This is a genomic window from Candidatus Hydrogenedens sp. (assembly GCA_035378955.1).
Taxonomy (GTDB): Bacteria; Hydrogenedentota; Hydrogenedentia; order Hydrogenedentales; family Hydrogenedentaceae; genus Hydrogenedens.
Map to the genome: position 1 here is coordinate 1 of DAOSUS010000113.1, position 6591 is coordinate 6591.

Sequence of the window (6591 nt, forward strand, 5' to 3'; positions counted from 1 at the left end):
TTTTTTAAATATACAACATGTAGATTAATGTTTATTCCACCTATATTTTTAGATATTTCTATTAAAAAAATTTAATAACAAACTGATATTTTTATTTATACCAAAAAATGACCTTTTATAATCTATTCGACTAATAAAGTATAATCCCCCTTTTTATTTGAATGAAAAATTATTTTAATTTTACAACAAAAATTTTATTAACAAAAAAATATCATATAATACTATATATAGTAGTATTGAAGTCCTAAATTACAATAAATATCATATATATAGTCTCTTCGTTTCTTTATTAATTTTGAGGTGTATTGGTTTCGTAAAAATTTACCGAACAACTTTACTACATAGGTAACACAGGGCTTTTATAGTCATCACAATATCCCGAAGAATGGCAAAATATGAAAGAAACAGAAAAGAGAAGTTCTCATAACTTGAGATTATGCTACTTTTCTCTTTGTAGATTGAATTTTAAATGGGTTTAAAAATTATAACCACGAGTTACGAGAATAGACACGGATAAAAACGAAAGGAGAAAAAATTCGTTATGTGTTGTTGTTTTCAAGAATGTAGATGAATAATCCTTACTTCTGGGATTTTTTTTATTGGTCAATTCTTTTTCCACTATATACAATCAATTTTATAGCCCAGGTAAGAAGAAGGGAATAAGAAATTCGTTTTTCAAGAGAAGTTGGGATGTTTTTTTATGATATTGTTGAAATTTGAACAATATTCACATTAGGTTTGAGTGGTAAAGAATTTGAAATCATTTTGTAAATAGTATTATCTTTCAAGGTAAATTTTTATAGAAGTTAGCCGAATGGAGGGTTTAACATTGAAGAGAATATTTAAGGTTTTGGCAATTGCTTTATTTTGTTTTTTGGTGGTTCTTTGTTTGTTGTTTGGTTGTTTTATTGTCTTTTATTTTTATCCCGCAGTGAAGTATGCGAAGGAATATGTTCCGAAGTTATCCGGAACGGTAAATGTTCCTCAATTGCAATCGGAATTGATAATACGCCGTGATGATAATGGTGTCCCTCATATCTTTGCTCAGAATGAGGAGGATGCCTGGTTTGCCTTAGGGTATGTGATGGCACAGGACCGACTTTTCCACATGGATTTTTATCGGCGGTTATCTCAGGGGCGGATTTCTGAATTATTAGGACCGATAGCAGTTAAGTATGACAAGATATTAAGGACATTCCGATTAAGAAAATATGCTGAAGAAGTATTGGAGAAGTATGGAGATATTTACGACCCGATACGGAAATCTTTTGATGCTTTTTTGAAGGGGATTAATACCTATATTGAGACGGAGCCGTTGCCGCCTGAGTTCCGTATATTAGGGTATCAACCGGAGCCGTTTACGGAACTTGATTGCTTGAGCACGGCGATGATTATGCCCATCACTTTTGCAGATGGATTAAGACAAGATTTGATGAACCTCGTATTGAAGATGGAATATCCTGATGAGGATTTTTCCATACTTTCTTGTGGTTATCATCGGGAGCGACCAGTTACGATTATGGAAACTATTGAAGAAGCGGAGGAATACTTAAAATCTCAAGGGCGTGACCTTACCAATTGGGGATTGCCGACAGCCTGTTTACAACCTTCCCAAAACCGTCAGACGGTTGCCTGTTTAGAGGAATTCATGTCAACATGGCAGGATGTTGTGGAATTTATGGGTATTCATTTAGGAAGTAATTCATGGGTTTTAGGTGGTTCAAGGACGCAATCCGGCAAACCTATTTTTGCCAATGACCCGCATATAGGATTTTTGCAACCTTCGGTATGGTATCAGGCGCATCTTGTCTATGAAGATTATGACCTATATGGGTTTTATTTCCCTCTTATGCCTGTGCCGTTGTTGGGACAGAACACGAATTTTGCATGGGGTTTAACCATGTTTGCTAATGATGACCACGATTTGTATCAGGAAATTTTCAGGACAGATGACCCCACTAAAGTTAAATATCGGGGAGATTGGGTTCCTGTAATAGAGGAAGAGGAAACTATAAAGGTGCGTTTTAGCAGACCTGTTACCTTTAAGAGGCGGGTAACACCGCATGGGGTTGTTATAACGGATATTTACAGAACATTAATGAATTATGTAGGTCCTGAACTGTCCTTATATTGGGTGTGGCAGCATGTCCCCTATACAAACCTGATGGCTTCTTATAAAATGTCCCACGCCAAGGATATTCATTCATTTCAAGAAGGGGTTTCTCTGGTTACATCGCCGGGTGTGAATGTCACATATACAGACAAATTAGGGAATTTTGCTTGGTGGGCGGCTGCCAAAATTCCTGTGCGTCCTGACCATGTCAACCCCAAATATGTTCTTGATGGAGCCAGTGGAAAAGATGAGGTTTTGGGTTTTGTCCCATTTGAATTAAATCCGCACTTAATTAACCCATCCTGTGGATATATCGTTACCGCAAACAATCTATCCACTGTAAAGCCAGTCGGCGATGTAAAAGAGTTGCAGGGGTATTGGGAACCATCAGACCGTGCTTATCGCATCGAAGAACTTTTAGAAAAACGCTCCGATTGGACGATTGAGGAATTAAGAAAAGTGCAATTAGACCACTTTTCTGTTCCGGGTCCTGATATTGTCAAAACAACAACAGAATTATTAATACCTGAAAAAGGGAAAATGTCCTCGCTGGAACAGGAAGCACTGGAACGGTTAAGTTCATGGGATTATCAATTTGCAGTAGATAGTATCGGCGCTTCTATTTTCACCGTTTTTTGTGATGCTATTTTCCGTAACTTGCTTTTAGATGAATTAGGCACGGAAATGTTTCGTGTCTATTCTACTGTAGCAGACCGTTGGTGTTTCTTCAAATATGTTGTTCATGATGACACTTGTTTCTTATGGGATGATCGTTCTACTCCTGAAACAGAAACACGAAAAGATATAGTTCTTCGTTCCTTTAAAGAAGCGGTGAAGGTATTAACGAAAAAAGTAGGTAAAGATATTGACGGATGGAAATGGGGCAAAATTCATGTTTTAGAATTCCATCATCCTCTTGGATATGTTCCATTTTTAAGAAAAATGTTTAATGTGGGACCCTTCCCCTGTCCGGGGTCTTATCATGTGGTAAATAATATGCCGTATCTGGTAGGCAGTTATAAATATGATGTAGTAGCAGGACCCTCAACGCGGCGATTAATTGATTTTGCCCAACCTGACCGTGTGTTGGAAATCCTGCCTACGGGAAACTCAGGGATACCAAGTAGTAAGTGGTATAAAGACCAGGCAGAAAAGTTCATACGGGGGGATTATCGTGAAGCTCGTTTAACTATGGAACAAATAGATACTCATACTGTCGAAAAACTGATAATGAAACCTAAAAAATAATTTTTTTCATACGATATTTTCAGTTATTATTCACAAGCGGTTTTTATAATGCCGAGATGTCATCAGCAAATCGGTTTGTGTTTACGGTAAATTTATAAATGCTCTGCATGGAGAACCATCGGAGCCTACTACGGCAAGGGGTAAAACTACAAATTCATAATGTCCCTCTGGAATATTTGCTAATCGCAATCCTTCTATAACGAAAACATTATTTTTGAGTAATATTTCATGAGTAGGTCGTGATTGTTTATAGGGAGCAATAGACAGATAATCAATACCTACAAGTTGGACACCTTTATCCACTAATAATTGTGCGGCATCCGGTAGCAAAGCAAGGAATTCCGTATGAAAATCGCCCATAGTAGAAAATGATGAATTTTTTGTTTTGAACAATACACGAGACGAGGTTATCTCTATATCTTTTAATTTCTCTGCGTTAATATGTTTATCATATTTCCAGTCTATTACCTGTGCCTCTCCGAAATATACAGATGAATCAACCTCATGTAATTTTTTACCACTATCTACAAAGTGCCAGGGAGCATCACAATGGGTTCCTGTATGTGTTGATAGGTGCAAGAAGGAGGTATTTGCATTGGCTCCATTGGCGATGCGTCGGTCCGGTTCAAAACTAAAGTTAAGGTCACCCGGCCAAACGGTCATTCCAACTTGTAATGGGATACTAACATCAATCCACGGCATAAGATTGTCCTTTATTGATTATATTTTAAAAAATTGGAAATTAATTAGATAAACGAATTTAGTATATTATAAATTCCATAGTATTTGTGTTAAAATTTAATAAATGATTATTTTCTCATTTAAACAATGGTTTCCAATAAGATGTGAGGAATTCAACTATGCCAGAATTATTGAAAATTTTAGGTTATGCTGTAAAGGTAGGAGCGTCAGATGTCCATCTAACAGTAGGTAGTCCTCCTGCGGTTCGAATAGATGGCGAGATACGGTTTATCCAGGCAGACCCATTATCTCCTGTGGATACTCAAAATTTTGTTGAAGAAATGCTTAATCCGAAACAGAAAGAAACATTTTATGAAACAGGTGATTTTGACTTAGCATATAGCGTTTCCGGGTTAGGTCGGTTCCGTGTAAATTTAATGAGGCAACGAGGTTCTATTAGTATTGTTATGCGGCATGTCAAAGGGAAAATATTAGACTTTACCTCGTTAAATTTACCCCCGGTGATGGAAAAGATAGCCAATTTTCCAAGAGGATTGGTGCTTATTACAGGGACAACCGGCAGTGGAAAATCCACAACATTGGCATCCATCATTGATTATATTAACGAGCGAAAACGATTGCATATTATCACACTGGAAGACCCTATCGAATTCTTGCATACAAATAAAAAAAGTATTGTGAACCAACGAGAAGTGCTGATAGATACACGAGACTTTCATGTAGCACTTCGTGCAGCAATGCGTGAAGACCCGGATGTAATACTTATCGGTGAGATGCGAGATGGAGAATCTTTCCAGGCGGCTATTTCCGCAGCGGAAACGGGGCATCTGGTTTTTACAACACTTCATACGACCAACGCAATGTTAACTATTGACCGCATATTGGATATGTTCCCTTCCAACATGCATGACCAGGTGCGAAATCAAATAGCCTTACAATTAAAAGCCTGTGTATCCCAGAGGCTTGTCCCTTCTATTGATGGGCGGGGTCGAGTTCCTGCGGTAGAGGTGATGTTAAACAATCCGGGAATATCCCAACTTATTCGTGAAAACAATGTAAAACAAATTCCATTAGCGATTATTAACGGTGCCGATGAAGGTATGCAAACCTTTAATATGAGTTTGGAAGACCTTATTCGTCGCAGACTTATTAAAGAAGAAGATGCGATGTGGAATTCTGATAATCCGGATGAATTGAAGATGATGTTACAGGGTATCAAGTTGAGCCAGCAAAGAGGTGGAATATTAAAGAGGTAAAAATTATAATACAAAAAATGAGGAACTAACAGAACTTAAAAATTGAGGCTTTTTTGTAATTTTTTTGTGATATTTTTTATTATTCTTCCCATTCTGTTTCTTTTATAACCTTTAATTGTAACGAAAGAAAGGGAAATATATATGCCCAAGAAGAACGAACCATTAAAAGTAGGTGTAATTGGTTGTGGAGCCATAGCCCAGGAACGACATTTGCCATACTGGCGCGAATTGGAAGAAGAAGGACGAATCGTTATTACAGGCTTATGTGATGCTATAAAAGAGCGACCTGAAAGTGAATCTAAATTATGTAAACAAGCAAAAGTATTCACCGATTATGTGGATATGTTAAAGAAAGAGAAGTTTGACATTATTGATGTTTGTACGCAAAACCGATTACACGCTCCGATGACCTTGGCCGCTCTTAATGCGGGAGCCCATGTATTGGTTGAAAAACCCATAGCGATGAATACCGCAGAAGCAAAGAAAATGGTAGAGACTGCAAAGAAGAACAAAAGAAAATTAATGGTAGCTCAACACATGCGATTTGAAGCAGGAGCAGAAAAGTTAAAAGAGATGGTAGACAGAGGGGTATTGGGAAAAGTTTATACTGCAGAGGCAAAATGGCTTCGCAAACGGGGTATACCGGGTTGGGGTAAGTTCCATATTGCTAAAGAATCTTGTGGAGGACCTTTAATAGATATAGGTGTCCACATGATGGATTTATGTTTTTGGCTGATGGGATGTCCAAAACCTATATCCGCTTCTGCAAAGGTTTACCGTATGTTTGGCGACCGCCCCGACCTATTCAATGCAGATTGGGGTGTGCCATATAATGTCAAAGAGTTTGATGTAGAGGATTATGCTACGGGATTGGTGCGTTTTGAAAATGATATAACCATGCAGATTAGTTTTTCCTGGGCGGCGAATATTCCGGAAGAAGTTTATAATGTGACCGTATTAGGTGATAAAGCAGGATTAACAACACACCCGCCCGGTATTTATTCTGCAGACCATTCTTCACTTACGCGTTATACATGGGATTGGTTATCTAAAGAAGATGGACACCGCAAAGAGATACGGCATTTTACAGAATGTGTTGAGGAAGATAAACCGGTTATTGTTCAACCAGAACAATCATTGCAGGTTCAGAAGATAATTGATGCTCTATATGAATCCTCAAAAAAGAACAAAGAAGTGCCTATCCACTAATATAATTTATTTGAAGTTATTTTTAATTCGTGATAATATGATGTTAATGGTGTAAACAAAGAA

Annotated in this window: 4 protein-coding genes; 3 read left to right on the forward strand and 1 reads right to left on the reverse strand. The window is 37.5% G+C overall.

The features are described from left to right. Window positions 1–829 precede the first annotated feature (829 nt). Complete coding sequence (locus tag PLA12_14080) at window positions 830–3361, forward strand: penicillin acylase family protein (GenBank protein HOQ33616.1); 2532 nt, start codon at window positions 830–832, stop codon at window positions 3359–3361. Between the two features lie 81 nt (window positions 3362–3442). Here the strand turns inward: PLA12_14080 and PLA12_14085 are convergent, their stop codons facing one another. Continuing rightward, window positions 3443–4063: a cyclase family protein gene (locus PLA12_14085; protein HOQ33617.1), complete on the reverse strand. Its 621-nt coding sequence runs from the start codon at window positions 4061–4063 to the stop codon at window positions 3443–3445. 158 nt (window positions 4064–4221) lie between these two features. Here PLA12_14085 and PLA12_14090 point away from each other — a divergent pair, with 158 nt between their 5' ends. Both PLA12_14090 and PLA12_14095 read left to right on the forward strand, forming a co-directional pair. Continuing rightward, on the forward strand, window positions 4222–5319 hold the full coding sequence (locus PLA12_14090; protein ID HOQ33618.1) for a type IV pilus twitching motility protein PilT: 1098 nt from the start codon (window positions 4222–4224) through the stop codon (window positions 5317–5319). Window positions 5320–5460: 141 nt separating this feature from the next. Further along, window positions 5461–6528 carry a Gfo/Idh/MocA family oxidoreductase gene (locus PLA12_14095; GenBank protein HOQ33619.1) on the forward strand — a complete coding sequence of 356 codons (1068 nt, stop codon included), beginning with the start codon at window positions 5461–5463 and terminating at the stop codon, window positions 6526–6528. The last annotated feature ends 63 nt before the right edge of the window (window positions 6529–6591 follow it).